At 74.5% G+C, this 25,217-nt stretch carries 23 protein-coding genes and 2 pseudogenes; 13 read left to right on the top strand and 12 right to left on the bottom strand.

All coding sequences use genetic code 11. From position 1 onward, the window contains the following. The 6 genes from AB0C69_RS13335 to AB0C69_RS13310 form a co-directional block, all read right to left on the bottom strand. Positions 1 to 697: CHASE3 domain-containing protein (locus tag AB0C69_RS13335; protein ID WP_360353219.1), on the bottom strand; the 697-nt coding region annotated here is incomplete at its 3' end. Beyond that, the gene (locus tag AB0C69_RS13330; RefSeq protein ID WP_360353217.1) at positions 694 to 1,896 is read right to left on the bottom strand and encodes a SpoIIE family protein phosphatase; all 1,203 of its coding nucleotides are present in this window, start codon (positions 1,894 to 1,896) and stop codon (positions 694 to 696) included. The genes AB0C69_RS13330 and AB0C69_RS13335, both read right to left, overlap by 4 nt. Positions 1,897 to 2,150: 254 nt before the next feature. Further along, a complete protein-coding gene (locus AB0C69_RS13325) occupies positions 2,151 to 2,594 on the bottom strand; it encodes a winged helix-turn-helix domain-containing protein (protein ID WP_360353215.1) in 444 nt (147 codons plus the stop codon). A 187-nt stretch (positions 2,595 to 2,781) separates the two neighbouring features. Next, positions 2,782 to 3,147, bottom strand: a complete 366-nt coding sequence (locus AB0C69_RS13320) for an STAS domain-containing protein (RefSeq protein ID WP_360353213.1) — start codon at positions 3,145 to 3,147, stop codon at positions 2,782 to 2,784. 67 nt (positions 3,148 to 3,214) lie between these two features. Beyond that, positions 3,215 to 3,547 carry an STAS domain-containing protein gene (locus AB0C69_RS13315; protein WP_360353211.1) on the bottom strand — a complete coding sequence of 111 codons (333 nt, stop codon included), beginning with the start codon at positions 3,545 to 3,547 and terminating at the stop codon, positions 3,215 to 3,217. Then, positions 3,544 to 7,722 (bottom strand): SpoIIE family protein phosphatase, encoded by a 4,179-nt coding sequence (locus AB0C69_RS13310; protein WP_360353209.1) that lies wholly within the window; start codon positions 7,720 to 7,722, stop codon positions 3,544 to 3,546. Before AB0C69_RS13310 ends, AB0C69_RS13315 begins: the two co-directional genes overlap by 4 nt. 274 nt (positions 7,723 to 7,996) lie before the next feature. Here AB0C69_RS13310 and AB0C69_RS13305 point away from each other — a divergent pair, with 274 nt between their 5' ends. Both AB0C69_RS13305 and AB0C69_RS13300 read left to right on the top strand, forming a co-directional pair. Beyond that, positions 7,997 to 9,319, top strand: a complete 1,323-nt coding sequence (locus tag AB0C69_RS13305) for a GAF domain-containing SpoIIE family protein phosphatase (protein WP_360353207.1) — start codon at positions 7,997 to 7,999, stop codon at positions 9,317 to 9,319. Next, positions 9,316 to 9,675, top strand: a complete 360-nt coding sequence (locus AB0C69_RS13300; protein WP_360353205.1) for an STAS domain-containing protein — start codon at positions 9,316 to 9,318, stop codon at positions 9,673 to 9,675. Before AB0C69_RS13305 ends, AB0C69_RS13300 begins: the two co-directional genes overlap by 4 nt. A 15-nt stretch (positions 9,676 to 9,690) precedes the next feature. Here AB0C69_RS13300 and AB0C69_RS13295 read toward each other — a convergent pair whose 3' ends face one another. Then, positions 9,691 to 10,350, bottom strand: a complete 660-nt coding sequence (locus AB0C69_RS13295; RefSeq protein WP_353833615.1) for a response regulator — start codon at positions 10,348 to 10,350, stop codon at positions 9,691 to 9,693. Beyond that, positions 10,347 to 11,489 carry a histidine kinase gene (locus AB0C69_RS13290; protein ID WP_360353202.1) on the bottom strand — a complete coding sequence of 381 codons (1,143 nt, stop codon included), beginning with the start codon at positions 11,487 to 11,489 and terminating at the stop codon, positions 10,347 to 10,349. The genes AB0C69_RS13295 and AB0C69_RS13290 overlap by 4 nt, the downstream gene beginning before the upstream one ends. A 164-nt stretch (positions 11,490 to 11,653) precedes the next feature. Between AB0C69_RS13290 and AB0C69_RS13285 the strand changes: the two genes are divergently transcribed. Further along, positions 11,654 to 13,105: an MFS transporter gene (locus AB0C69_RS13285; protein ID WP_360353200.1), complete on the top strand. Its 1,452-nt coding sequence runs from the start codon at positions 11,654 to 11,656 to the stop codon at positions 13,103 to 13,105. A 14-nt stretch (positions 13,106 to 13,119) separates the two neighbouring features. Next, a complete protein-coding gene (locus tag AB0C69_RS13280; RefSeq protein ID WP_360353198.1) occupies positions 13,120 to 13,551 on the top strand; it encodes a cupin in 432 nt (143 codons plus the stop codon). Here AB0C69_RS13280 and AB0C69_RS13275 read toward each other — a convergent pair. Further along, entirely contained in the window at positions 13,502 to 13,993 is a 492-nt protein-coding gene (locus tag AB0C69_RS13275) for a flavin reductase family protein (protein WP_360353196.1), read from the bottom strand. The two genes, AB0C69_RS13280 and AB0C69_RS13275, sit on opposite strands and share 50 nt — an antisense overlap. Positions 13,994 to 14,043: 50 nt before the next feature. On the opposite strand from AB0C69_RS13275, the gene AB0C69_RS13270 reads away from it, so the two are divergent. The 6 genes and pseudogenes from AB0C69_RS13270 to AB0C69_RS13245 all read left to right on the top strand — a co-directional run. Then, positions 14,044 to 15,198 (top strand): FAD-dependent oxidoreductase, encoded by a 1,155-nt coding sequence (locus AB0C69_RS13270; protein WP_360353194.1) that lies wholly within the window; start codon positions 14,044 to 14,046, stop codon positions 15,196 to 15,198. 48 nt (positions 15,199 to 15,246) lie between these two features. After that, a complete protein-coding gene (locus AB0C69_RS13265; protein ID WP_360353192.1) occupies positions 15,247 to 15,786 on the top strand; it encodes an SMI1/KNR4 family protein in 540 nt (179 codons plus the stop codon). Positions 15,787 to 15,932: 146 nt separating this feature from the next. Continuing rightward, complete coding sequence (locus tag AB0C69_RS13260; protein ID WP_360353190.1) at positions 15,933 to 16,622, top strand: DUF4389 domain-containing protein; 690 nt, start codon at positions 15,933 to 15,935, stop codon at positions 16,620 to 16,622. Between the two features lie 90 nt (positions 16,623 to 16,712). Beyond that, on the top strand, positions 16,713 to 17,753 hold the full coding sequence (locus AB0C69_RS13255; protein WP_345172008.1) for a zinc-dependent alcohol dehydrogenase family protein: 1,041 nt from the start codon (positions 16,713 to 16,715) through the stop codon (positions 17,751 to 17,753). Positions 17,754 to 17,824: 71 nt separating this feature from the next. Further along, positions 17,825 to 18,658, top strand: a complete 834-nt coding sequence (locus AB0C69_RS13250) for a universal stress protein (protein WP_360353188.1) — start codon at positions 17,825 to 17,827, stop codon at positions 18,656 to 18,658. Between the two features lie 52 nt (positions 18,659 to 18,710). Next, positions 18,711 to 19,412, top strand: a pseudogene (locus AB0C69_RS13245) (universal stress protein); the annotation flags it as partial. 45 nt (positions 19,413 to 19,457) lie between these two features. On the opposite strand, the pseudogene AB0C69_RS13240 reads toward AB0C69_RS13245, so the two are convergent. Further along, positions 19,458 to 20,117, bottom strand: a pseudogene (locus tag AB0C69_RS13240) (cbb3-type cytochrome c oxidase subunit I); the annotation flags it as partial. Between the two features lie 208 nt (positions 20,118 to 20,325). Here AB0C69_RS13240 and AB0C69_RS13235 point away from each other — a divergent pair. The 3 genes from AB0C69_RS13235 (at position 20,326) to AB0C69_RS13225 (ending at position 22,718) form a co-directional block, all read left to right on the top strand. Continuing rightward, positions 20,326 to 20,967, top strand: coding sequence for a hypothetical protein (locus AB0C69_RS13235; RefSeq protein ID WP_360353186.1), 642 nt, complete (start codon positions 20,326 to 20,328; stop codon positions 20,965 to 20,967). A gap of 78 nt (positions 20,968 to 21,045) precedes the next feature. Beyond that, complete coding sequence (locus tag AB0C69_RS13230; protein WP_360353184.1) at positions 21,046 to 22,233, top strand: zinc-dependent alcohol dehydrogenase; 1,188 nt, start codon at positions 21,046 to 21,048, stop codon at positions 22,231 to 22,233. A 98-nt stretch (positions 22,234 to 22,331) separates the two neighbouring features. After that, positions 22,332 to 22,718: a nuclear transport factor 2 family protein gene (locus AB0C69_RS13225; RefSeq protein WP_345175609.1), complete on the top strand. Its 387-nt coding sequence runs from the start codon at positions 22,332 to 22,334 to the stop codon at positions 22,716 to 22,718. Between the two features lie 14 nt (positions 22,719 to 22,732). Here AB0C69_RS13225 and AB0C69_RS13220 read toward each other — a convergent pair whose 3' ends face one another. Beyond that, entirely contained in the window at positions 22,733 to 23,938 is a 1,206-nt protein-coding gene (locus AB0C69_RS13220) for a helix-turn-helix domain-containing protein (protein ID WP_360353182.1), read from the bottom strand. A 13-nt stretch (positions 23,939 to 23,951) separates the two neighbouring features. Then, positions 23,952 to 24,995: a hypothetical protein gene (locus tag AB0C69_RS13215; protein ID WP_360353180.1), complete on the bottom strand. Its 1,044-nt coding sequence runs from the start codon at positions 24,993 to 24,995 to the stop codon at positions 23,952 to 23,954. Positions 24,996 to 25,217 lie beyond the last annotated feature (222 nt).

Raw genomic sequence — 25,217 nt, 5'->3', positions numbered from 1 at the left:
CCAGCAGCGCCGCGGTCGCCAGCAGCGCGATGAACAGGGTGGTCAGCGTCCAGTCCCGCATCGTGCGGGTGTGGCGCAGGTCCGCGCGGCTCTCGGCGCGGACCTGGCTCAGGTGGCGGTTCTGGACCGCCCAGGTGGCGCGGACCTGGTCGAAGGCGGGCTTGCCCCGGGCCGCGGTGGCGGCCGCCTCGCCGCCGGAGCCCTGCTCGCGGACCTGGTCGATGACGACGGCGCCGTAGTCGCGGCGCCACGCGTCGATCGCCCGCCCGGTCGCGTCGAGGTCGGCGCGCAGCGCGGGCTCGTCGGCCAGCAGCCGGCGCAGCCGCGCGGAGGACTGCTGCTCGGTGGCGAGCCCGTCGGTGTAGGGCTGTAGGAACTGCCGGTCCCCCGCCAGGGCGTAGCCCCGCACGCCGGTCTCCTGGTTCAGCATGGCCATCTGCATCCGGCTCGCCTCGACCTGCGCCGGCGCGATCCTGTCCACCAGCCGGTCCGAGGCCCGCGCGGTCTCCTCCAGCAGGCTGTGGACCACCGCGGCGCCGGTGACGGTGAGCGCGACGATCAGCAGCGCGGCCAGCATGAACCAGGCGCGGACGGTCAGTCCCCGCCGCGGCGGGGGGCCGCTCGCCGGCGGCGGTGCGGCGAGATCGGCGGATTCGGCCGTCTCGGCGTCCCGCACCGTCAGGGGCGGTGTGCTCATGTGGGGGTCCATCCAAGGTGAATGACGGCGACGTCGTCGGCCAGCCCGCCGTGCTGGAGCGAGGCCGCCTCGACGTCGGTGATGAGTGTGTCGACGAAGTCGCCGGGGGAGAGCGCGCGGTGGCCCTGGGCCAGCCGGAGCAGGCCGGTCAGGTCGAGGCGGCGGCCCTCGCCGTCGATCTGGCCCTCGAACAGGCCGTCGGTGAACAGGACGAGCGAGGCGCCCGGGGGCAGGGGGATCTCGTGCTCGCGCCAGCCGGCCAGCCCGGGCACCATGCCCACGCCCAGCCCGCCCGGCGGCTCGACCAGCCGCACCTCGCCGTTGCCGTGCATCAGGAACCCGGGGTGCCCGGCGCGGACCACCCGCGCCACGGAGCGGTCGGGGAACAGGGTCGCCGTGATGAGGGTGACGAACATCTCGGAGCCGCCGTCCTCCCCGGCCAGCAGCTCCTCCAGGAGTTCGACCACCCGCGCTCCGCGGGTTCCGGCCAGCACGAACGACCGCCACGCCACCCGCAGGCTGACGCCCAGGGCCGCCGAGGCGGGACCGTGCCCCGCCACGTCCCCGATCACCGCGTGCACCAGGCCGTCGCTGGTCTCCACCACGTCGTAGAAGTCCCCGCCCAGCAGGGAGTGGGCCCGGCCGGGGCGGTACCGCGAGACGACCCGCAGGCGCGGATTGGACACTCTCGGCCGCGGCAGCAACCCGCGCTCCAGCCGGGCGTTCTCCTGGGCCCGCATCTGCTGGACCTGGAGCGCCGCGACCGCCTGCTGGACCTGGCGCCGCTGCACCGCGTACCTGATCGCCCGCCCGAGCCGATCCGCCTCCAGCTGGTCCTTGGAGAGGTAGTCCTGCGCGCCGGCGGCCATCGCGGAGGTGCCCGCCTGCGACTCGGCGAGCCCGGTCAGCACCACCACCGCGGCGCCCGGCGCCCACTCCAGCACCTGCCGGAGCACCGCCAGGCCCTGCGACTCGCCCAGGTGCAGGTCGAGCAGCACGCAGTCGGGCATGGGGTTCGCCGACAGCGGGCCCCGCGCCTCGGGAAGCGAACGCACCCACTGCAGCGACGCCCGCAGCCCGGTGTCGGCGAGGGTGTCCTCCACCAGCAGCGCGTCGGCCGAGTCGTCCTCCACCAGCAGGACCCGCAGCGGCCCGAGCTCCGGCTCCCCGTCGGCGGCGCCGGTGATCGCGATCGGCATGCGCGGTCCGGGCGGCGCGGAAGGGCGCGCCCCGAGGCCGGCCGCCTCAAGACCCTGCGACATCAGTCCGTCCACCGCCCTTCCCCCCTCCGACCCGCCGGTGCCGCGCCGATAGTAGTTGCCTTATGGCAAATATGCATCCGCGGCGCACCGCCGCGCGACGCATCCGCGTCGTCCGTGACCTGCCCGACCGCGACCGTAACGCACCGGTGCCCGTGACCCGTCCGGACGGGTCCCCTCCCGTGGCGCACCTTCTACCGGCTTCGCGCCTGAGCGGGAACGCCGGCCTCGCCGCGCGGAGCACCGCCCGCGCCGGGCGCCGTGCCGCCGCCCGCGCCGGGCGCCGTGTCACCGCCCGCGCCGGGCCCTGTGTCACCGTCCTTGCCGGGGGCCGTGTCATCGCCCGCGAACAGCTCGATGAGGACCTGGACGTCGTGGTCGGCTTCGGCGGGGTGCCGGAAGGGGCGGTCGGCGTTGACGGTGTAGCGGTTGCGGCGCCCGATCCGGGTGCGGGTGAGGTACCCCGCCTCCTCCAGATCCGTGATGATCAGCTGGGCCGCGCGCTCGGTGATGCCGATGTCCTGGGCGACGTCGCGGACCCGGAGGCCGGGGTCGCGTGCGATGGCGATCAGAACCCGCGCGTGGTTGGTCAGGAACGTCCACGGCTTGTCGTCGCGCCGCCTCGGCGTCCTCTCCATCCGCCCGCCTCCCCTTCCCGCGTCCGCCTTCCCCGCCGCGGGCGCGCGGTGCGCGCCGGTCGGCGGGATCCGCCGCCGGGGAGGGGGAGGCCGTGCTCAGAGCGTCATCATACGAGGAATCTTTGCGGAATAATATTTCCTGTAACGGAAGTGTTGCGTAGACGTTCCCGGCGCCCGCGCCGCGGGCTCACCCGCTGCGCCCCGCACCCGGCGGCAGCGACTCGGCCAGCGCGGCGTCGAGGGTCGGGTGGATGGTCAGGCGCTCGTCGACGTGCGTGATCTGCAGGACGCGCCGTACCGCGTCCTGCAGCGGTCCGGCCAGCACGGCGCTGCCGCCGCGTCCCTCGGCCGCCAGGTAGAACCGCATCAGCAGGCTGAGGCCCACCGAGTCCAGGTACCGCAGCCCGCTCAGGTCGAGCACCAGGTGCTCGCCGTGCTCGCTGCGCAGGCCGCGCATCCGCTGCTCGGCCTGCTGCGCGGTGTCCAGTGCCAGATCCCCGGTCATCGTGATCACTGTCCAGCCGTTCCGCGCGCGGCCGGTCACCTCGGCCATGGCGTTGCCTCCACGTCGTTCCGCTTTCTCTGGGTCGGGGCCCTGCGCCGTCGGCGCGCCGGGCACGTCAGGGGTGGTCGGTACCGGGCGCTGCGGCATCGGGCGGGGCGAGGCGGACGGTGGCCAGCTCCGGGAGGCCGGAGAGGGTCAGCACCGGTTCCAGCAGAAGCGGAGCGATCAGTTCGAGATGGTCGGCATGGGCGAACAGGACGCTCAGCCCCGCGCTATCAAGGTACTCGACCGCGGTGAGGTCGAGGACGAGTTCGCCCCCGTCCTCGCGCGCCGTGTCCAGCGCCGCGGCGAGGGCCCCGCTGTTGCTCATGTCGATCTCGCCGACGGCCGTCACGAGCGCCCTCCCGTCCGGGCGCCGGGCGGACCTGAGGGTCAGGGGTGTGCTCATGAGCCAATCCAGGTGTGCATGTGGACGGTGGTGCCGTCCGGGCCGGGCGTGATCGTGAGCTTGCTCATCAGCGCCCGCATCAGGGCGGTGCCGCGGCCGCGGTTGAGGTCGGCGTCGGGCCCTCCGGGCGGCTTCCACCGGCCGGTGTCGGCGATGGTCAGGTGCAGCTGGTCGACGAAGGCCTCGGCCCGCAGCCGGACGGTGTGCACTCCGGCGGCGGGCCGGCCGTGCTCGACGGCGTTCGCGCACGCCTCGCCGGCGGCGACCAGCACGCCCTGGGCGGTGCGGCGGGGGAGCTGGCACTGGGCCAGCCAGCCGCGCAGCGCCTCCCGCAGCGGGGCGAGCTGCGCCGACTCGGCGGGGAAGCTCACGTCCAGCGGCGCGGGGTGCCGGTACAGCATCAGCGCGACGTCGTCGTCGTAGCCGCCCGGCGGGGCCAGGCTCGTCATGATGTGGGTGGCGAGCTCGTCCACCCCCCGCTCGCCGCCCTCCTGCACGGCGTGCCCGACCCGCTCGATGCCCTCGTTCAGGGAGCGGCGGCGGCGTTCGACGAGGCCGTCGGTGTACAGCAGCACGGTGGCCCGGGCGGGGATGGTGGTCGCGGCGTCCGGCCGGGGCCGCGGGGAGCCGACGGCGATCGGGACGGACCTGCCGCCTTCGAGCAGCTGGGTGGTGCCGTCGGCCCGGGCGAGGATGGCGGGCGGATGCCCGGCGCTCGAATAGGTGAGGTCGCCGGTCGCGGGGTCGAGGACGCCGCAGAACACGGTGGAGCAGCGGGCCCCCGGGACGCCGGCGGCGAAGCGGTCCAGGGCCGTGAGCGTCCCCGCGGGGCCCGCGTCCTGGAGCAGGAGGGCCCGGCAGGCGCTGCGCAGCTGGCCCATGACGGTGGCGGCCTCCAGCCCGCGGCCGACGCAGTCGCCCACGATGATCCCGATGCGGCCGTCGGGAAGGGCGAAGATGTCGTACCAGTCGCCCCCGACCTCCAGCGGCCGGGCCGCCGGCTCGTACCGGACGGCGAACCCGTCGGGCAGCTCGGACGGCCCGAGGATGGCGCGCTGCAGGGCCAGGGCGGTGTCGCGCTGCTGGTCGATCAGGTTGGCGCGGGAGAGCCCCTGGGAGAGGCGTCCGGCGAGCAGGGACAGCAGCAGCCGGTCCTGGTCGGTGAACGGGCGCCGCTCGGTCAGGTCGATCCAGAGGACGAGGGTGCCCCGGGGGTGTTCGAGCGTGATCGCGGTGGGGTGCTCGGCGACGGGGGTGAGGGGCGGGTGCTCGCGCAGCGCGGCCAGCTCCCCGCGGCGCTCCTCGGACAGGTCCTGCCAGGTCTGCCCGGGCTCGGTCGAGGTCAGCTCGGGCGGTCCGCCGCCGAAGACGGCCGCCACCACCCGCTCGGCGCCCCAGAGGTCCCGCAGCTCCTCCAGCGCGCCGGCCAGGGTGTCGCGCAGGTTCACGGCCTCGGTGAGGCGCATGCTGAGGGCCGCGAGGGCGCTCTCGCGCTGGATGGCGTAGTGGTCGGCGGTGACGTCCCGGAAGGTGCCGACGATGACCCGCCGGCCGGATTCGGGGTCGCGGACGTGGTTGAAGGCGACGCTGACCCAGACGCGATGGCCGTCACGGTGCCTGACGGGGACGTCGAAGGTGCCGCGCTCCCGCACGAGCATGCTCTCGAAGGCCTGGGCGACCTGCCGGTGCGCTTCGAAGTCGGTCTTCTCGTCCGGCCACCAGGGAGGCCTCGGGGGATAGGGCAGCCCGGCGGCGTCGTAGCCGAGGATGTCGGTGAAGGCGGTGTTGAACTCGACGACGCCGCCGTCCTCCTCGCAGACGAAGAACGCCTCCTGGAGGGAGTCGACCAGCGCGGTGCGCCACCGAGCGTGGTGACCGCGCAGCCGGGCCAGCTCCACGTTCGCCCGCACGCGCGCCAAGAGCTCGGCGGCGGCGAAGGGTTTGAGCAGGTAGTCGTCGGCGCCCGCCCGAAGGCCCTCGATCGATGCCTCCTGGCCGGCGCGGGCCGACAGCAGCAGCACCGGCAGGGCGGCGGTGCGCTGGTCGCCGCGCAGCGCGGCGACCAGCTCCAGCCCGTCCACGTACGGCATCATGACGTCGCTGACCACCATGTCGATCCCGCCCTCGCGGACCGCCCGCAGGGCCGCCCGGCCGTCGGCGACGGTCTCCACCTCGTAGCCGGCGCCCCGCAGGAGCCGGGTGAGGTACTCGCGCATGTCGGCGTTGTCGTCGGCGACCAGCACCCGCGCCGGGACCTCGGGCGCGGGCACCGGGACCGGCTCGGGCGGCGTCGGGTCGGTCGAGTTCGGGTCCCCGCCGGGATGCTCGGCGGGCAGCCAGCGCAGCGCCTCCTGCACGTAGGGGTCGGCGGTGACCGACGCCGCCGTGGAGGAGCGCGGCGGGGCGACCGCGCCGGGGGGCAGGTGGTCGCTCCCGAACGGCAGCCGGACGGTGAAGCGCGTGCCCTCGCCCTCGGTGCTCGCGGCGTCGATGGTCCCGCCGTGCAGGCCAACGAGCTCCTTGACCAGGGCCAGGCCGATGCCGCTGCCCTCGTTGGACCGTGCGCGGGTGTTCTCGACGCGGTGGAACCGCTCGAACAGCCGCGGCACCTCGTCCTCGGCGACCCCGACCCCGGTGTCGGCCACCGTCACCAGCGCCCGGCCGTCCTCGACGCCGACCCGGACGTGGATCGCCCCGTCGAAGGTGAACTTCAGCGCGTTGCTCAGCAGGTTCAGGATCACCTTCTCCCACATGTCGCGGTCGACGTAGACCGGCTCGGGGAGCGGCTCGCACTCGACGGTGTAGGCCAGGCCCGCCCTGTCCACGGCGGAGCGGAAGACGCTGGCCAGCTCGGCGGTGACCTCGGGAAGGTCGACCGGCTCGTACCGCGCCTGCATCCGGCCGGCCTCGATGCGGGAGAAGTCCAGCAGCGAGTTGACGAGCCTGCCGAGGCGCAGCCCGTTGCGGTGGATGACGTCCAGCTCGCGGTGCACCTGCTCGCCGGCGCCCTCCAGGGTGGCGCGCAGTTCCTGCACCGGGCCCATGATCAGGGTCAGCGGGGTGCGGAACTCGTGGCTGATGTTGGAGAAGAACGTCGTCTTGGCGCGGTCGAGCTCGGCGAGTTCCTCGGCGCGCCGCCGCTGCGCCTGGTAGCCGCGGGCGCTGCCGATGCCCGCCGCGACGTGCCCGGCCGCCAGTTCCACGAAACCGCGGTAGGCATCGTCCAGCTGGCGGTAGGGGTTGAGCCCGGCCACCAGGAAGCCGTACGGCGCGCGGCCCTGCCGCAGCAGCGGCACCACCAGGGCCTGGTCGGGCGGCTGGGGCCAGTCCCCCGAGGGCAGGACCCCGAACCGAGGATCATCGAGCTGCATCAGCACCGATTCTCCCCGCGCGAGCACCGCCGCGGGCCAGATTCCGCCCGGTTCGTCCGCCGACATCGCGGCGGGGACGGCCGGATGGTCGCGGGCGACGCCGGTCGCCCCGGCGAGCCGTGCCGTCCCGCCGTCCTCGAACAGGTAGGTCAGCGTGAAGGGAAGGTCCTTCCGGTTGCGGTCGAGCTGCCGGTCGACGAAGGCCAGCGTCTCCTCCTCGGTCCGGATCACGCTGGGGTCGGAGCCGAGCTCGCGCAGCGTCGTCATCCGCCGATCGCCGATGACCCGCTCGGTCTCCTCGCTGACCACGCACAGCATGCCCACCACGTCGCCCGCGTCGTCGCGCAGCGGGCTGTAGGAGAAGGTGTGGTAGGTCTCCTCGGGGTAGCCCGACCGTTCGAGGAACAGCAGCAGGGCCTCGTCCCACGTGGCGTTCCCCGTGCCGAGCACCGTGTCGATCCTCGGTCCGATGTCGGGCCAGATCTCGGTCCACACCTCGCGGGCCGGCCGGCCCAGCGCCCACGGGTACTTGCGTCCGAGCGTGTCGCGCCGGTAGGCGGCGTTGCAGAAGAAGGTCAGCCGCGGCCCCCAGGCCATCCACATCGAGAAGCGGGACGACAGCAGGATGTCGACCGCCGTCCGCAGGCTCTGCGGCCAGCCGTCCGGAGGGCCGAGCGGCGTCGCCGTCCAGTCCACCGCGGCGAGATCGGGGCCGATCTCCCTGTCGGCGGAGAAGACGCCGGCCCCCGCCCGCGGCTCGCGTCCGGCCTCCTCAGAACGCTCGGCGTCCTCCGAAAGCGCCACCGCACCCCTCTTCCATTCAGGCGATCACCTACCGCATCCGGCGGACGCGCGACGCGCCCGCTCCCCGCATGGCCCTGCCTTTACCCCGGATGACCGGGAGGCAACAACCGTTTCGCCAGAACCTGGACGTCCGTCGTGCCGCGCCTTTCCGCGGCGCGCCGCCGCCGTCGCGGCCGCGCGTCCAGGTCATTACTCACGTGATAAGCAGTACAAACAGGGTAAAGCCCTTTTTCTGGCGGGACTGCCGCCACGGTCCCGACCAGAGGAGGTGACGGTGACGGAGCACGCCCGCCACCTCGAACCCGTGCCCGCCCCCACCGCCGCCGAACGGGAGCGGCTCGCGGCCGTCCGCCGCTACCGGATCCTCGACACCCCGCCCGACGGCACGTTCGACACCATCGCCTCCCTCGCCGCACGCAGCTGCGGCGCGCCGATCGCCACCGTGGCCATCGTGGACAGCGACCGTATCTGGTTCAAGGCGGCCCACGGCCTGCACGGCGTCTCGCAGATCGACCGCGACCCCGGGCTGTGCGCCTCCGCCATCCTGCACGGCGGCCCGTATGTCGTCAGGGACGCGCTCACCGACCCGAGGACGGCCGCCAACCCGCTCGTCCACGGCGAGATGGGCGTGCGGTTCTACGCGGCGGCCCCCATCACCACCGCGGACGGACACCGCCTCGGCACCGTCAACGTGCTGGACACCCGCCCCCGCGACGCGTCCGAGGACCAGCTGGCCATCCTGACGGACCTGGCGGCCCTGGTCGCCCAGGAGCTGGAACTGCGGCTGTCGTCGATCTGCACCATCACGGCCGAGCGCACCATGCGCACCGGGGCCGAGCGCCTGGTGCGCACCCTGCAGCGCACCCTGCTGCCGCCCGCCCTGCCGAAGGTGCCCGGCCTCGACGCCGCCGCCGCGTACCACCCGGTCTCCCAGGACGAGGTCGGCGGCGACTTCTACGACCTGTTCCCCCTGGACGACGGCCGCTGGGCGTTCTTCCTCGGCGACGTGTGCGGCAAGGGCGCCGAGGCCGCCGCCCTGACCTCCCTCACCCGCTACACGCTGCGCGCCGCCGCCATCTACGAGCCCGACCCCTGCGCCGCGCTCGGCAACCTCGACTCCGTCCTCAAGGGGGAGTACCAGAGCGACCCCCGCTTCTGCACGGCCCTGTTCGGGGTCCTGGACCCCGAACCGGACGGCTCGTTCGCCGTGACGCTGGCCGGGGGCGGCCATCCGCCCGCCCTGGCGGTCCGCGCGGACGGCACGGTCGAGGCCGTCGACACCCCGGGCGGGCAGCTCATCGGGATACTGCCCGAACCGCGCTTCGCGCAGGCCGGCGTGCGCCTCGCCCCGGGCGACGCCCTCCTGCTGTACACCGACGGCCTCACCGAGGCACGAACCCCGGACGGGGCGATGCTCGGCGACGAGGGTCTCACCGCGCATCTGACCAGCACGCCCTTCGACGGAGCGGATAATCTGCTGGCGAACATCCATAAACTGCTCACGGAACTGGGCGCGGGAGTCAGCGACGACACGGCGCTGCTGGCCCTCTCCGTGCCCCGCCGTGCCGAACCGTCCGGACAGGAGCCTCTTCGGTGACCGACCACACCTTCACCGTCAACCTCCCGTCCGAGGAGGCCGAGGTCCCGGTCCTGCGCGTCGCGGGAGACCTCGACTACCACACCGCCCCCCGCCTGCGGGAGGCGCTGGAAGCCCTGCCGCTGGCCCCCGGCGGCGGCGCCGTGCTCGACGTGACGGAGCTGAACTACTGCGACTCCACCGGCATCACCGTGCTCATCGCCGGCTACCGCCGGGCGCAGGCGGCCCGGAGCAGGATCGTGCTCGCGGGGCTGAACCCCGACCTCACCCGGGTCTTCGAGATCACCGGGCTCGACCAGGTCTTCGCCTTCCACCCCACCGCCGAGGAGGCCGTCAAGTCCCTGCGCGGGGCCTGAGGCCGCCCGGCGGGCTCAGGCGCGCCGCGGGGTGACGAGGCCCGACTCGTAGGCGAACACGACGAGCTGGGCGCGGTCCCTGACGCGCAGCTTGGCCAGCACCCTGCTGACGTGCGTCTTCGCGGTGGCCGGACTGATCACCATGTGGGCGGCGATCTCGTCGTTGGACAGGCCCCGGGCCACCAGGACGGCGACCTCGCGCTCCCTCCTGGTGAGCATGCCGAGCCCCTCGGGGGCGGGCTCCGGGCGGCGCGCGACGTACTCGCCGATGAGACGGCGGGTGATCGCGGGCGACAGCAGCGCGTCGCCGCGGGCCGCGACCCGGACGCCCTGCACCAGGTCCTCGGGCTCGGTGTCCTTGACCATGAAACCGCAGGCCCCGGCGCGCAGCGCGTTGAAGACGTACTCGTCGAGGCCGTAGTTGGTGAGGATCACGACATGGACGCCGCTCAGCCGGGGGTCGGCGACGATCAGCCGGGTCGCCTCGATGCCGTCCATCACCGGCATCTGGATGTCGACGAGGGCGACGTCGGGCCGGTGCTCGGCGGCGAGCGCGACGCCCCGCTCGCCGTCGGCGGCCTCGGCCACCACCTCGATGTCGTCCTCGATCTCCAGCAGGGCGCGGAAGCCGCCGCGGATGAGCGCCTGGTCGTCCACGAGCAGCACGCGGATCACGAGGGATCTCCCAGGGGAAGCTCGGCGCGCACGGTGAAGCCGCCCTCGGGCCGGGGCCCGGCCCGCAGCCGCCCGCCGAGCGCCGCGACGCGCTCGCGCATGCCGAGCAGGCCCGTGCCGGGCACGGGCGGCGCGTCCGGGTCGGCCTCGCCGTCGTCGTCGACCTGCACGACCAGTTCCCCGCTCGCGTAGTCGACGCGCACCGCGGCGGCGGCGCCGCCCGCGTGCCTGGAGACGTTCGTGAGCGCCTCCTGGACGATCCGGTAGGCCGCCCGGTCCACTTCGGCGGGCAGGTCGCGCCGCGCGCCGGAGATCGTCACCGTGGCCGGCAGCCCGATGGAGCGGGCCCGCTCCACCAGGTCGTCGAGCCGGTCGAGGCCGCTGGCGAGGGACTCGCCCTCGGAGCGGTCGGCGTCGCGCAGCACCTCCAGCGTGGCGCGCAGCTCGCGCATGGCGTCGCCGCTGGCCTCCTGGATGGCCAGCAGCGCGGGCGGCACGTCCTCGCCGCGCCTGCGCGCCAGGTGGACGGCCACCCCCGCCTGGACCTTGATGATCGAGATGCTGTGCGTGAGGGAGTCGTGCAGCTCCCTGGCGATGCGCAGGCGCTCCTCGCCGGCGCGGCGCCGGGCGGCCTCCTCGCGGGTGCGCTCGGCCTCGGCGGCCCGCCGCTCGGCCTCCTCCAGGTAGGCCTGCCGGTGCCGGGTCACCGTCGCGGTCACCCCGGCCGCCGCGAACCACCCGACCAGCAGCGAGAGGCTCTGGAGATCGCGCAGGGACCCGTCGGCGCTGGGCAGCCGCACCATCAGGCCGAGGCCGAGGAAGGCCGTGCCCACCAGCGCCGTCGCGACCCGGTGGCCCGCCCGGAAAGCGGCGAAGACGGCCACGATGACGGGGAAGGCGGCCGCCGGGCCCGGCCGGACGTGGGCGGCGAGCGCGAGCATGCAGACCGCGCTGACGACGAGTGCCGCCAGGGGCGCCCGCCGCCAGGCGACGAGCGCGAGCGAGCCCGCCAGGGCCGCGGCCAGGTCGAGCGCCCCCGCGTGCGGGGTGATGGCCACGACGACCGACAGGAAGAGGGCCATCGCCACGGCGAGCAGGCCGTCCTGGACGAGCGGCCGCCACCCGTTCATGGAGCTCATCCGTGCAGATTAAGACCGTTTCCCTCCAGATTCCTCGGCGGAACGGCGGAGAAATCACTACATCTCGCGGTGTAGAGGCACTGAACATACGCTCCGGGCGTCAGCGGAAAAGGCCATCTCCCGCTCGATGTGCGCTGACCTGCTCGAACACCACGATGTCAGGCATGCACACGATCGAAGACAGAAGCGGGATCCGCCCCGGGCTCACGCTCGCCGCGGTGGCCGTCGTGCAGTTCATGGTGTCGCTGGACCTGTCGGTGGTGAACGTCGGGCTCCCGCGGATCGCCGCCGGGCTCGGGTTCGGCGCGGTCGGGGTGACCTGGGTCATCCACGCCTACGCCCTCTCCTTCGGCGGGCTGCTCCTGCTCGGGGGCAAGGCCGCCGACCGGTACGGCCGCAAACCCGTCCTCCTGCTCGGGCTCGTCCTGTTCGGCCTGGCGTCCCTCGCCGGCGGCCTGGCCCAGGCGCCGGGCCATCTCGTGGCCGCCCGCGCCGCCCAGGGCGTCGGCGCGGCGGCGCTGGCGCCGGCCGCGCTGGCGCTGCTGACCGCGACGTTCCCCTCGGGCCGGGAGCGGGTCCGGGCCTTCGGGATCTGGAGCGCGACGAACGCCGCCGGGGGCGCGCTCGGCGTCCTGATCGGCGGTGTGCTCACCGAGTACGCCGGCTGGCGGTGGGTGATGCTGGTGAACGTGCCGATGGCCGCCGGCGCGCTGGCGCTGGCCTGGCGCGGGGTCGCCGCCGGTCCGCCCCCGGACCGCAGGGGCCGTCCGGACGTCCTCGGCGCCGTCCTGGCCACCGCGGGGATGAGCCTGCTGGTGTTCGGGATCGTGCGCACGGACCGGCACGGCTGGACCTCGCCCGTCACCCTGACGACCTTGGCCGTCGCCGCCGCGCTGCTGGCCGCGTTCCTCCGCCAGGAGAGGACCACCGCACGCGACCCGCTGATCAGGCTGGGGCTGTTCTCCAACCGCTCGGTGGCCGGGGCCAACGCCTTCAACCTCCTGGTGGGCGCCGCGATGGCCTCGTCCTTCTACTTCATGTCGCTCTACCTGCAGCGGGTGCTCGGGCACGGAGCGGCGCTCACCGGGACCATGTTCCTGCCGTTCGCGCTGGCCGTGGCCGCGGGGTCGGTCCTGGCCGTCAAGCTCGGCTACCGGTCGGCCCCCCGGACCCTGCTGGTCGCCGGCGGGCTGCTGACGGCGGCGGGGTTCGCCTGGTTCGGCATGATCAGTGCGGACGGCGCCTTCGCCGCCGACGTGCTGGGGCCCTCGATCGTCGCCGGGGTGGGCTTCGGGCTCTGCCTGGCGCCGCTCGTGTCCGTCGCCACCGGCGGCGTCGCGGCCCGGGAGACCGGCACCGCCTCGGCGCTGCTCAACAGCTCGCGCCAGATCGGCGCCTCCCTCGGCCTGGCCGCCCTCGGGACCGCCGCGCAGCACCGCACCGGCGACGTCCCCACCCCGGCGGCTCTCAACGACGGGTACGCGCTCGGCCTCGCCCTCGGCGCCGCACTCCTGATGGCCGCCGCCCTCGTCGCCCTCACCGTGCTGCGCCGCACCGCCCCGCCCGCAATGGCCGAGCGGCTCGACGACCGCGACCTGCTGACCGTCCAGGACTGAAAGGACGTCCCGTCATGACCGTTACTCCGATCGACCTCTCCACCTGCTTCCTCCACCTCGACCGCGGCGGCGGGATCTCGGCCGCGCCGCGCGCCTGGAGCCCCGAGCGGGACGGGTGGCGGGTGACGGTCTTCCACGCGAAGACCGACGCCGACGTCCACGCCGACCGGTGGGAGGTCCACCCCGAGGCCGAGGAGGTCGTGTCCTGCCTCATCGGGAAGATCCGCCTCTGCCTCCGCCCGGAGGAGCCGGGGCCGCGGGAGGAGGTGATCAGGCTGACGGCCGGGAGCGCCGCCATCGTCCCGCGCGGCCGCTGGCACCGCATCGAGCTGGACACGCCGAGCAGCATCATGGCCGTCACCCTGCCGCGCGGCAGCCGGAGGGAGGAGCGGACCGTCAGCCCGCCTCGTGGCCCGGATCCAGGTCGGGCAGGGCCTGGAAGGTGAGCGGGTCGGCCTCGGCCTCGATCGTCACGTCGATCGGGGCCAGGAGGAACCCGGCGTGGTCCCCGAGCTCGGTGCGCTCCACGATCCGGCCGACCATGCGGCGGGGGACGCCGGTGAGCAGGGGCACGCCCTCGGGGCCCGGCCGCCAGGAGCAGCGGGCGAACTTGTCGATCTCGTCGCCGGTCCGCTCTCCGAACAGGGCCGCCAGTTCACGCTGGTCCTCACCGCGTCCGAGGACGTGCACGGCCAGCACCGACGCCCTCTCGGCCGCGCGGTAGGTCCGGTTGCGGCGGGACAGGCACACCAGGAACCTGAACGGCTCGATGCTGGTCTGCGTCGTGAACCCGACCAGGCAGCCCGCCCGCGTCCCCGTGCCGGGATCGGCGGCCGTCACCACGAACATCGGGTAGTCGAATCCGGCGACGAACCTATCGCTGTCCACCGCGCCAGCCTACGGTGATGATCCGGTCCACGGCGGAAGGAAGCATCACGATGGGCACGTACGTCGTCGTCGGGGCGGGCCTCGTCGGTGCCGCGAGCGCCTGGCAGCTGGCCCGGCGAGGGCATGAGGTGACGGTGCTGGAGGGCCGCACGCCGGCCAATGCCGAGGGCAGCTCGCACGGGTCCGCGCGGATCCTCCGGTACGGCTACGCCGACCCGTTCTACGCCAAGATGGTCGTCGACGCACGGCGCGAATGGCAGGAGCTGGAGCGTTCGTCCGGGGAGCGGCTCGTCACCCGAACGGGTTCCCTGGACGCCGGGGCGGGCCGTGACCCGGCGGCGCTCGCCGCGGTGCTCGCGAGGGTCGGCGTCGAGCACGAGCTGCTGACCGCCGCCGAGGCGGCCGCGCGCTGGCCGCAGTTCCGCTTCGGCGGCGGCGAGGTGCTGTGGCACCCGGACGCCGGGGTGGTCGACGCGGAGGCCGCGGTGGCGGCCATGCTGCGGCTGGCGGAGGCCGAGGGCGCCCGGGTCGAGACCGGCCGCCCGGTGGCGGCCGTCGAGCGGGTGGGCACCCGGCACCGGGTGGTGGGCGTGGACGGGCGGGCGGAGGAGGCCGAGAAGGTCGTCGTCGCCGTGGGCGGCTGGCTGCCCGACCTGCTCGGCGGCCTCGGGTTGCCGGACTCGCTCCTGGCGGCGTTCCCGCCGCTCCAGGTGATGCAGGAGAACGCCTACCACTTCCCCTACCGGGACGATCCGGGGGAGCCGTGGCCGACGTTCATCCACAAGGAGTCGGACACGCTGGTCTACGGCCTGCCCGGTGGCCGCGACGCCGCCCTCCCGGACGGCCGGAGCGGCCAGAAGGTGGCCGAGTTCAACGGCGGACGGCCGATCAGGAGCGCGGCCGCCCAGACCGGTGCGGTCGACCCGGCCAACCGCGAGCGGATCGTCGCCTACGTCCGGCAGGCCCTGCCCGGGGTCGTCCCCGAGCCCTACGCGGAGACGACCTGCCTGTTCACCAACACCCCCACCGAGGACTTCGTGGTCGACGGCGCCGGCGGGATCACGGTCGCCTCGCCGTGCTCCGGGCACGGCGCCAAGTTCGCGCCGCTGCTCGGCCGGATCATCGCCGAAGCGGCGTCGGACGAGCGCCCGGCCCCGGACCGGTTCCGGGTGGGCGCCGGCCGCGCGGCCCCGCCCGCGCGCTGATCCGCGGCTCCCGCCCCGGCACGAGCGAAGATCGCTTAGCCTGCCGGGGTGACGAACACGCCTGGGGAACTCGCGCTGCCCGCCGCTCTCGCCGAGGTGGCCGCGATCGGCTTCGAATGGGAATGGGACGACGAGACCGACGAGGCGAGCGGCTGCGACTTCGAGATGTACGACGGCTTCGAGGACCCGGCGAAGACGGCGTGGTGGTTCCGCCTCTGGACCGGCAACCCGGAGGCGGACGGCGGCGTGTTCCGCTTCTTCGGCTCGACCGGGGCGGGCGACTACGCCGGTTTCTGGCTGGTGCGGCCCGGCGTGCCGGTCACCGGCCAGCCCGTGGTCTACATCGGTTCCGAGGGCGACCGCGGCGTGATCGCTCGCGATCTCGGCGACCTGCTGTGGCTGTTCGCCGCCGGCCTCGGGCCCGGGGAGGCGTTCGAGGACCCCGAGTCCCCCGAGGAGCCGAACGACGCCTTCCGCGCGATCGCCGAGCGCCACGCCCCCGGCCGCCGTACGCCCGCCGAGATCGTGGCCGCCGCGCGGGCGGAGTTCCCGCACTTCCCGGACCTCATCGCCTCGATGTGCCGCTGAGCCCGTAGGCGCCGGGCGGCCCCGGACCTTGGTCCCTGAGGGTACGGACGTTCCTCCCTACGCCGCCGCGGCGCGGAAGCCGACCGTGGTCCTAGGACATGCCCGGTGGCACCGGGTCGCCGGACGCTCGGCTGAGGGAGGACGAGATGGACGGCCGGGACATGCCGGTCCACGTGGAGGGACGGCTGGAGGAGCCGCTGTCGCGGTGGCTGTGGCTGGTGAAGTGGCTGCTGCTGATCCCGCACTACATCGTGCTGTTCTTCCTGGGGATCGCGTTCACCGTGCTCACCGTGGTCGCGTTCTTCGCGATCCTGATCACCGGCCGCTACCCGCGGTCGATCTTCGAGTTCGACGTCGGGGTGCTGCGCTGGGCGTGGCGGGTGGCGTTCTACGGGTACGGCGCCCTGGGCACCGACCGGTACCCGCCGTTCACGCTCGGCGACGTCCCGGACTACCCGGCCCGGCTGCGCATCGACTACCCCGGGCCTCTGTCGCGGGGGCTGGTGCTGGTGAAGTGGTGGCTGCTGGCGATCCCGCACTACCTGGTGGTCTCGCTGTTCACCGGCGGCGGCATGGGCGGGGAGAACTGGAACTCGCCGGGCGTGGTCGGCCTGCTGGTGCTCGTCGCCGCGGTCGCGCTGCTGTTCACCGGGAGCTACCTGCGGAGCGTCTTCCCGTTCGTGATGGGGATGGACCGGTGGGTCCTGCGGGTGGCCGGCTACGCCTTCCTGATGACCGACCGCTACCCGCCGTTCCGGCTGGACATGGGCGAGACCGAGCCCGGCGACGCGCCGGGCCTCGCGACGCCCGCGGCGCCGGACGCGCCGGGACGTTAGGCCCCCGCCACGGGACGTTAGGCCCTGCCGCCGGCAGCGCCCCGAGATCGACTCTGGTAGCGAACCTGAGGACGATGAGGGAGGCTCGCCATGCGGGCGCTGGTGTACCACGGGCCCGGCCGGAAGTCCTGGGAGGACGTGCCCAAGCCCGAGATCGTCGCGGACGGCGACGCGGTGGTGCGGGTGGACGCGGTGACCATCTGCGGCACGGACCTGCACATCCTCAAGGGAGACGTCCCGGCGGTGACCGACGGGCGGATCCTCGGGCACGAGGCGGTCGGCACGGTCGAGGCCGTCGGTCCCGGCGTGCGCACGGTCAAGCCGGGCGACCAGGTGCTGGTGTCGTGCATCACCGCGTGCGGCACGTGCCGGTTCTGCCGCGAGGCCCGCTACGGGCAGTGCCTGGGCGGGGGCGGCTGGATCCTCGGGCACAGGATCGACGGGACGCAGGCCGAGTACGTCCGGGTGCCGTTCGCCGACACCTCGGTGCACCCGCTGCCGCAGGGCGTGCCCGCCCAGGACGTGCTGATGCTGGCCGACATCCTGCCGACCGGCTACGAGGTCGGCGTGCTCAACGGCGCCGTCCGCCCCGGCGACGTCGTGGCGGTGGTGGGCGCCGGGCCGATCGGGCTCGCGGCGATCATGGGGGCGCGGCTGTTCAGCCCGAGCCACGTCGTCGCGATCGACCTGGCCGACAGCCGGCTGGAGGCGGCCAAGCAGTTCGGCGCCGACGCCACGGTCAACAACTCCCGGCAGGACGCCCTGGCGGCGGTCCGCGAGATGACCGGCGGCCTCGGCGCCGACGTGGCCATCGAGGCCGTCGGCGTCCCCGAGGCCTTCGAGCTCACCGTCGCGCTGGCCCGCCCCGGCGGGCACGTCGCCAACATCGGCGTGCACGGCGCTCCGGCCGCGCTGCACCTCGAAGAGCAGTGGATCCGGGACATCACCATCACCACCGGACTGGTGGACACCTTCTCCACGCCCACCCTGCTCCGGCTCGTCGCCGGCCGCCAGCTGGACGCCGGACGGTTCGTCACCCACCACTTCGCGCTGGACGAGTTCCCGAAGGCCTACGACGTCTTCTCCGACCCCGCTCACACCGGCGCCCTCAAGGTCGTCCTGACCCGCTGAACCCCGTGCGGCCGTTCGCGAACCGCCGCGCCGTGCGGGCGAGCGGCGAGACGACCCGGAAAGGAGAGGCCATGCGGACCCAGATCATCGTGGGCGTCGACGGCTCCGCCCACGCCTGGCGGGCCCTCGACTGGGCCGCCGACTACGCCGTCCGGCACCGCCGGCCGCTGGAGCTGGTGCACGCGTCCCGCGCGCTGGTGGACGACGGGGTGATCCCCAGGGACGCGCTGAGCCGGCTGGTCGCCGAGCGGGAGGACCTGCTCGCCGAAGCGCGCCAGTACGCGCTGAAGGTGCATCCCGACCTCGACGTCGCGACGCGGCTGGAACGGACGGACCCGGGCGGCGCGCTGGTGGAGGGCAGCGAGCACGCGGCGCTCGTGGCCGTCGGATCGCGCGGTCTGGGCGGGTTCGAGGGCCTGCTGTTCGGGTCGGTCGGGCTGTACACCGCCGCGCACGCCCGGTGCCCCGTCCTCGTGGTGCCGCATGAGACGCCCTACCCCGCCGAGGCCCCGGCGCGGGTCGTGGTCGGGGTCGAGGACCGCCCCGGCGAGAGCGCCATGGCCGGCTGGGCCTTCGAGGAGGCCGCCTCGCGCGGCGCCGCGATCCTGGCGCTGCACGCCGTGGGCGGCGAGTTCGGGTCCCCCCGCAGGCGCGTGATGGAGGACCTGGAGCTGTCGGAGGCCCTGGCCGGGCTGCGCGAGCACCATCCGGACGTCCGGGTCGAGCAGTTCGTCTCGGACCGCGCGGCGGCCCAGGCCCTCGTCGAGGCGTCGCGGTCGGCCGCCCTGGTGGTGGTCGGGGCCGCCCGCCGGACGGGCCGGATCGGCATGGCGCTGGGCCGGGTCAACCACGCGGTCCTGCACCACGCGCACTGCCCCGTGGTCGTGGTGCCCATCGACCGGTGACCGGCGCCGCCCGGCGGGACGTCCGCCGGGGAGAAGCGAGGAGGAGTTGACCATGTCCGATCCGATCATCGTCGGAGCCGACGGCTCCGTCCCCTCCGAACGGGCCGTGGCCTGGGCGGCCGACGAGGCCGCCCGGTACGGGCGCGCGCTGAGGATCCTGCACGCGGTGGAGCGGTGGGGGTTCGACGTGCCGCTCAACACCGCCCCCGGCGAGGTGGTCTCGCTGACGCGGCAGGGCGAGGAGGTGCTGGCCGCCGCCGAGCGCGTCGCGCACGCCCGGCGGCCGGAGGTGCCGGTGAGCCTGGAACTGGCGTCCGCGCGCACCGTCCGGGCACTGGCCGAGCACTCGGAGGAGGCGTTCGAGGTGGTGGTGGGCAGCCGCGGTCTCGGCGGGTTCGCGGGCCTGGTCCTCGGCTCGGTCGGGCTGGGCGCGGTCCGCCACTCCGCCTGCCCGGTCGTGGTGGTGCGCGGCGAACCGGCCGCCGAGCGCGGCGAGATCGCCGTGGGCGTCGGCCTCGGCGACGACTCCGCCGTGCTGGGGTACGCGTTCCGGGCCGCCGCCGTGCGGGAGGCGAGGCTGCGCGTCGTGCACGCCTGGCCGTTCCCCGCGGTCCTGGACGGGCACGGAGAGAACCTCGACCTCCGGCGCTTCGAGGAGCGGGCCCGGTGGCGCGTCATCGAGGCGCACGCGCCCCTGCGCAAGAGCTTCCCCGGGGTGGAGGTCGTGGAGGACCTCGTGCAGGACAACCCCGCCGCCGCGCTCGTCGCCGCGTCCCGCGACGTCGACCTGGTGATCGCCGGCGATGAGGACCATCAGGCTGGTCAGCAGCACGTTCCAGGTGAAGATCGGGAGCCGGAACATCACCATGCCCGGGGCGCGCATCGCGATGATCGTGGAGATCATGTTCACCGAGGTCAGGATCGTCCCCAGGCCCGACAGGATCAGTCCCATGGCCCACATGTCGCCGCCCTGGTTCGGCGTGTACGTCTGGGTGGACAGGGGCGTGTAGGCGAACCAGCCGAAGCCGGGGGCCCCGCCCGGCATGATGAACGAGGCCAGCACCATGAGCGCGCCGAACAGGAACAGGTAGTAGGTGAGCGCGTTCATCCGCGGGAAGGCCACGTCCGGCGCGCCGATCTGCAGCGGGACGAGCACGTTGGCGAACCCGGCGAAGAGCGGGGTGGCGAACAGCAGCATCATGATCGTGCCGTGGATGGTGAACAGCTCGTTGTAGGTCTGGTTGCTCACCACCTGCTTGCCGGGCTCCAGCAGTTCGGCCCGCATCAGCATGGCCATGAGCCCGGCGGCCAGGAACATCCCGAACGACGTTCCCAGATAGAGGTAGCCGACCATCTTGTGGTCGGTCGTCGCCAGCACGTGGCCGATTCTCGTTCCCTTGCGGTGCCGCGCGAGCGCGTCGGCGACGCTGGTGTCCTGCCGCCCCTGCACGGTCGTCATCCCGGCCCTCCCCTCCCCCCGTCCGGCCCCATCCGGCCACTTGCCGCGCACGCCGGTTTCAAACGCGGCGGGAGGGGGCCGAGGTGGCCCTGAAATCCGGCATTTCTCCTTAAAGACCCACAAGCCGATGGCCTGGGGAATCGGGCGAGGGATGAAGGCGCGAAGTTCGGGAAAGCGCCGAAGAAAGGCACGTTCGAAGGAGCCCCCCGTGCGAGACGAGAAGCTCACCCCCCGGGCCCGGGAGCCCGCCGGACCACCGCGCCCGCGGGACGCCGGCGGGCAGGCCGGTGTCGCGGCCGCGCGCGACGAGGCCGCACGCGCGCTCGACCGGCTGGACGCCGCGCGCAGGAGGATGGCGCGGGCGCAACGCGAGACCGGTGCCGGCGCCGGCGCGCCGCCGGCGGACGAGCGGCGGCTCGCGGAAGCCGCGCACGCTCTGGCGGAGGCCGCACGCGAACTCGCCCGGCTCGTCCGCGACCACGGTCCGCGTCCCAGCACCGGCACCGGCACCGGCACCCGGGAACGCACCCGGCGCCCGGGCAGCGGCGAGCCGCTCGTGACCCTCGACCTGGCCCACCGCTTTGGGCCCGGCTGGCGGCTGTACCAGTTCACGACCGCGGACCGTGACGCCCACCGCTGGCATCTGCGCCACGACGGGCACGCCGCCGGGACCGTGACGCACGTCCTGAACCTGCGCGGCCGCAGGACGGGCTGGGAGGCCTACGACGCCCGCGGATTCCGGCTGCGCCCCGAACCGGGGCCGGACGCGTACCCGCCCGCCATGCCCTCCCTCTGGGCGACCAGGACGGCGGCCGTGCGCGCCGTCGCGCGGGCCCACCGCTGCCCCTGACGGCCGGGCGCGGACGTTTCGCCCCGGCCGCCCGGGTAGGGCCGCCTGGGACGGAGCCCGTCCCACCGAAGGAGCACGATGAAGGCTGTCACCTGGCACGGCAAGCGCGACGTCCGCGTCGACGAGGTCCCCGATCCGAAGATCAAGGAGGCGAACGACGCGGTCATCCGGGTCACCTCGACCGGCATCTGCGGATCGGACCTTCACCTGTACGAGGTGCTCGGGCCGTTCATGAGCGAGGGCGACATCCTCGGCCACGAGCCGATGGGCGTCGTCGAGGAGACCGGGCCGGACGTCACCCACGTCCGCCCCGGCGACCGCGTGGTCATCCCGTTCAACATCGCGTGCGGGCACTGCCACATGTGCGGCCTCGATCTGTACGCCCAGTGCGAGACGACGCAGGTCCGCGAGCAGAACACCGGCGCGGCCCTGTTCGGCTACACGCGGCTGTACGGGCAGGTGCCCGGCGGGCAGGCCGAGTACCTGCGGGTACCGCAGGCCCAGTTCGGGCCGATCAAGGTGCCCGAGGGGCCGCCGGACGAGCGGTTCGTCTACCTGTCGGACGTGCTCCCCACGTCCTGGCAGGCGGTGGCCTTCGCCGACATCCCCGAGGGCGGATCGGTCACCGTGCTCGGGCTCGGCCCGATCGGGCAGATGTCGGCCCGCGTGGCCCGCCATCTCGGCCACCGGGTGATCGCGGTCGACCTCGTCCCGGAGCGGCTGGAGATGGCGCGCCGGCACGGGATCGAGGTGATCGACGCCTCCGATGCCGACGACGTGCCGGACGCGGTCCGGCAGCTCACCGGCGGGCGCGGCACCGACTCGGTGATCGACGCCGTCGGCATGGAGGCGCACGGCTCCCCCGGCGCCAAGATCGCTCAGGCCCTCACCGGGCTCATGCCGGGCAACTCCGCCGCGCCGCTGATGGCGCGGGTCGGGGTGGACCGGCTCGCGGCGCTCACCACGGCCATCGAGGTCGTGCGGCGGGGCGGGACGATCTCCCTCAGCGGCGTGTACGGCGGCATGACGGACCCGCTGCCGATGATGCAGATGTTCGACAAGGGCGTCACCCTGCGCATGGGCCAGGCCCACGTGAAGCGCTGGATCGACGACCTGATGCCGCTCGTCGCCGACGACGCCGACCCGCTCGGCGTGATGGACCTCGCCACGCACCGCTGGCCGCTGGAGAAGGCGCCCGAGGCCTACGAGATGTTCCAGAAGAAGCGGGACGGCGCCGTCAAGATCCTGCTGCGGCCGGGCACGTGACGGCGCCCGCCGGGTGATCGCGGACCAGGGCCGCCCGCCCTAGGCTTTCCGGCACGTCCTCGGGCGTGCCGATGACCGAGGCTCTGGAGGTGGACCCGATGCACCCGTTCCGCGCCGCCATCGAGAAGGGCGACCTGGACGCCCTTCCGGCGCTGCTGGCCGAGGACGTGACATTCCTCAGCCCGGTGGCGTTCGCGCCGTACGAGGGACGTGCCACGGCCACCGCGATCCTGCGCGCGGTGACCCGGGTCTTCGCCGACTTCCGCTACGTCCGCGAGATCGGCGGCGGCCGAGACCACGCGCTGGTCTTCAAGGCGCGGATCGGCGACCGCGAGGTGCACGGCTGCGACTTCCTGCACCACGACGACGCCGGGCTCATCGACGAGTTCTGCGTCATGGTCCGGCCGCTGTCGGGCGCGCAGGCGCTCGCGGACGCGATGGCGGTGCAGTACGAGAACGTCAGACGCGAGATGGGCCTCGCCTGACCCCGGGCCTCCCTTCAGACGCTCACCGGCGAGGGGAGGGAGCCGTCCTCGGCGCGGCGGCCCTCGTGCTCGAGGCGCGCCAGCCGGGCCGAGGTGAGGGCGGCGCGGAACAACTGGAGGCCGCGCGCGGAGCTCGGGTCGACGCCGGACAGGGCCCGGATGCGGTCCAGCCGGTAGTGCAGCGTGCGGCGGTGGATCCACAGCTCCCGCGCGGCGCGCTCGCGGTCGAGGTTGCAGGCGAGCAGCACCTCCAGCGTCCGCCGCAGGTCGGTGCCGGCGTCGAGCGGGGACAGCACGGCGGCGAGCCGCCCGCGGATCGCGGGCTGCCCGAGGATCGCCAGCTCGACGAGCAGCTCGTCGGCCCCGTAGGGGCGGTCCTCGGCGTCCGGGATGGCCTTGGCGATCGTCAGGACGCGGGAGGCCTCCTCCAGCGCCGCCGGGATGCCGGCGACGCCGCGCCGGCAGGACCGGGCGGCGTGCACGGGCCCGCGCGAACGGGCGGCGAGGCCCGCGGTGAACTCGGCGGCCAGGTCCTCCGCGCGCAGCGGTTCGGCGGCCGGGAACAGCACGGTCAGCCCCTCCGGGCCGCCGGAGTACAGCACGCCCTCCCAGGACTCGAGGCGCTCGCTCTCCCGCGCCCAGTGCTCCTCCGCCAGCGCGGGGGCCTCGCACCGCAGGACGAGGTAGGCGGGCGCGAGGCGGACGCCGGCCGCGTCGGCGATCACTCCGGCGGGAGCGCCGTCGATCAGGGTCTCGGCGAGGAGCCGGCGCAGCGGCCGCGATCTCGTCCCCTCGCGGGGCGCCTCCGCGTACCCCTGGATGCAGGCCTCCCGCGCGCCGGCCGCGAGCCGGGCCGCGTGCGCGGTCAGCTCGGCCATCTCGGTGAAGCAGCCGGGCGGCGCGACCGTCCAGCAGGACCGCGCCGCGGCGGCGAGGGCCAGGTCCCACGCCTCCGACAGCACCGGCAGCGGGATCGCCTGCCGGGCCGCGAGGACGCCGAGGTCGCGGAAGCGGCCGCGGTCGTCCTCGGGGAGGGGCGACCGGCGCAGGACGAGGCCGAGCAGCCGGGCGCAGGTCTCCCGGCGCCCGCCGAACATCGGGCCCGCCGCCCGGCGGATCGGCTGGTAGGCGGGGTGGCCGTGCAGCGCCTCCCGGATCGCCGTGGCGACCCGCGGGCAGTGCGCGGCGAGGACTTCCGGGAGGCCGCCGGAAACGGTCATCGACGATCCTCCCCTAGGCCGCGGCCAGCGGCAGCCCGGGCAGGTGGCCGACGGTCCCCTCGACCGCCCGGTGCAGCTCCCGGACGCAGCCCGGATCGCCGCCGAGCATGTCGAGCAGGCCGTGGGCGCGCCCGGCCAGCGGCGCGACGGAGGCGGCGTGGGACTCGGCGACCTCCTCGTCGAGCATCCAGGCGGCCATCTCGGCGCGTGCGGACGCCGAGTGGCGGGCGGAGGCGTGCAGCGCGAGGGCCTCGCGGCGCCGCGCGGGCGGCAGCCCGGCCAGCAGGTGGACGAGCAGGTGCGTGGCGGTGCCGGCGGCGAGGCCCTCGTGCCGCCCGGAGACGAGGTCGCGCCGGTCGTCGGCGAGCCGGCACAGCACGCCGAACGCGCGGCCGTACGCCCGCCAGCCCGCGACCCGGTGGTCGTCCGCTCCGGCGAGGCGCGCCGCCGAGGCCGCGGCCATCGCGTAGGGCGCGCCGGTCCTGCCCTCGTAGCCGCGCAGCACCGACTCGCAGGTGGCGTTCGGCGCCCGCTCGGCGAGGTCGCGGAGACGCCCGTCGACGGCGTCCACCCAGGCGCGCGAGAGCTCGTCCGCGAGCGCGGCGCGCACGGCGGCGCCGACGGGCATGCCAGCGATGAGCCGGCCGGGCAGCTGGCCGCCGACGGCCAGCGCGGTGAGCACCCTCCCGCCGGCGGCGGCGCCCGCGGGGGACGGCGCGCCGGCGGAGGTGAGGTCGTCGAGGTGGCGCGCCGACGCCCACCAGAGCAGGTGCAGCACGGCGACGGGCATGGCGGGGCCCGGCGCGCCGGTCTCCGCCCCGTGCACCAGCAGCGGCAGCGTGATCACTTCTCTCACGCCCGGACGCGGGCCCTCGGCCCGGACGAGCCCGAAGAACTCCACGAGGAACTCCGACATGGCGCCCCCGACCATCTCGCGGCCCCCGTCGACGCCCATCGCGAGGCCCTCGGCGAGCAGCTCGCACAGCCGCGCCATCTCCACCTCGACCTCGGCGATCGCCCGTTCCTGGGCGGCTCTGCCGAACGCTCCCTCGTCCACGTGCCAACTCCTCTGCTGCGGGGTGTCGCGAGCCGTGCCGGCGCCGCCGTCCGGCTCGATCCGGGCGCCGCCGGGAACGCCGGCTCACGAAATCGAGCGATGACGGACCCGGCCATGCGCGTTTCCTTTTTCCGGCCCGACGCTCGCCGACCCGCTCAGGACGTTCGTGTGGCAGCTCTACGCCGAGTCGGGCCTGTTCGACCCCGACAAGCCGCTGCGGGA

This window comes from Actinomadura sp. NPDC048032, from assembly GCF_040653175.1.
Lineage (GTDB): Bacteria > Actinomycetota > Actinomycetes > Streptosporangiales > Streptosporangiaceae > Spirillospora > Spirillospora verrucosospora.
Note: the sequence above shows the minus strand (reverse complement) of the source record. Positions and strands in the feature narration are given on the sequence as shown.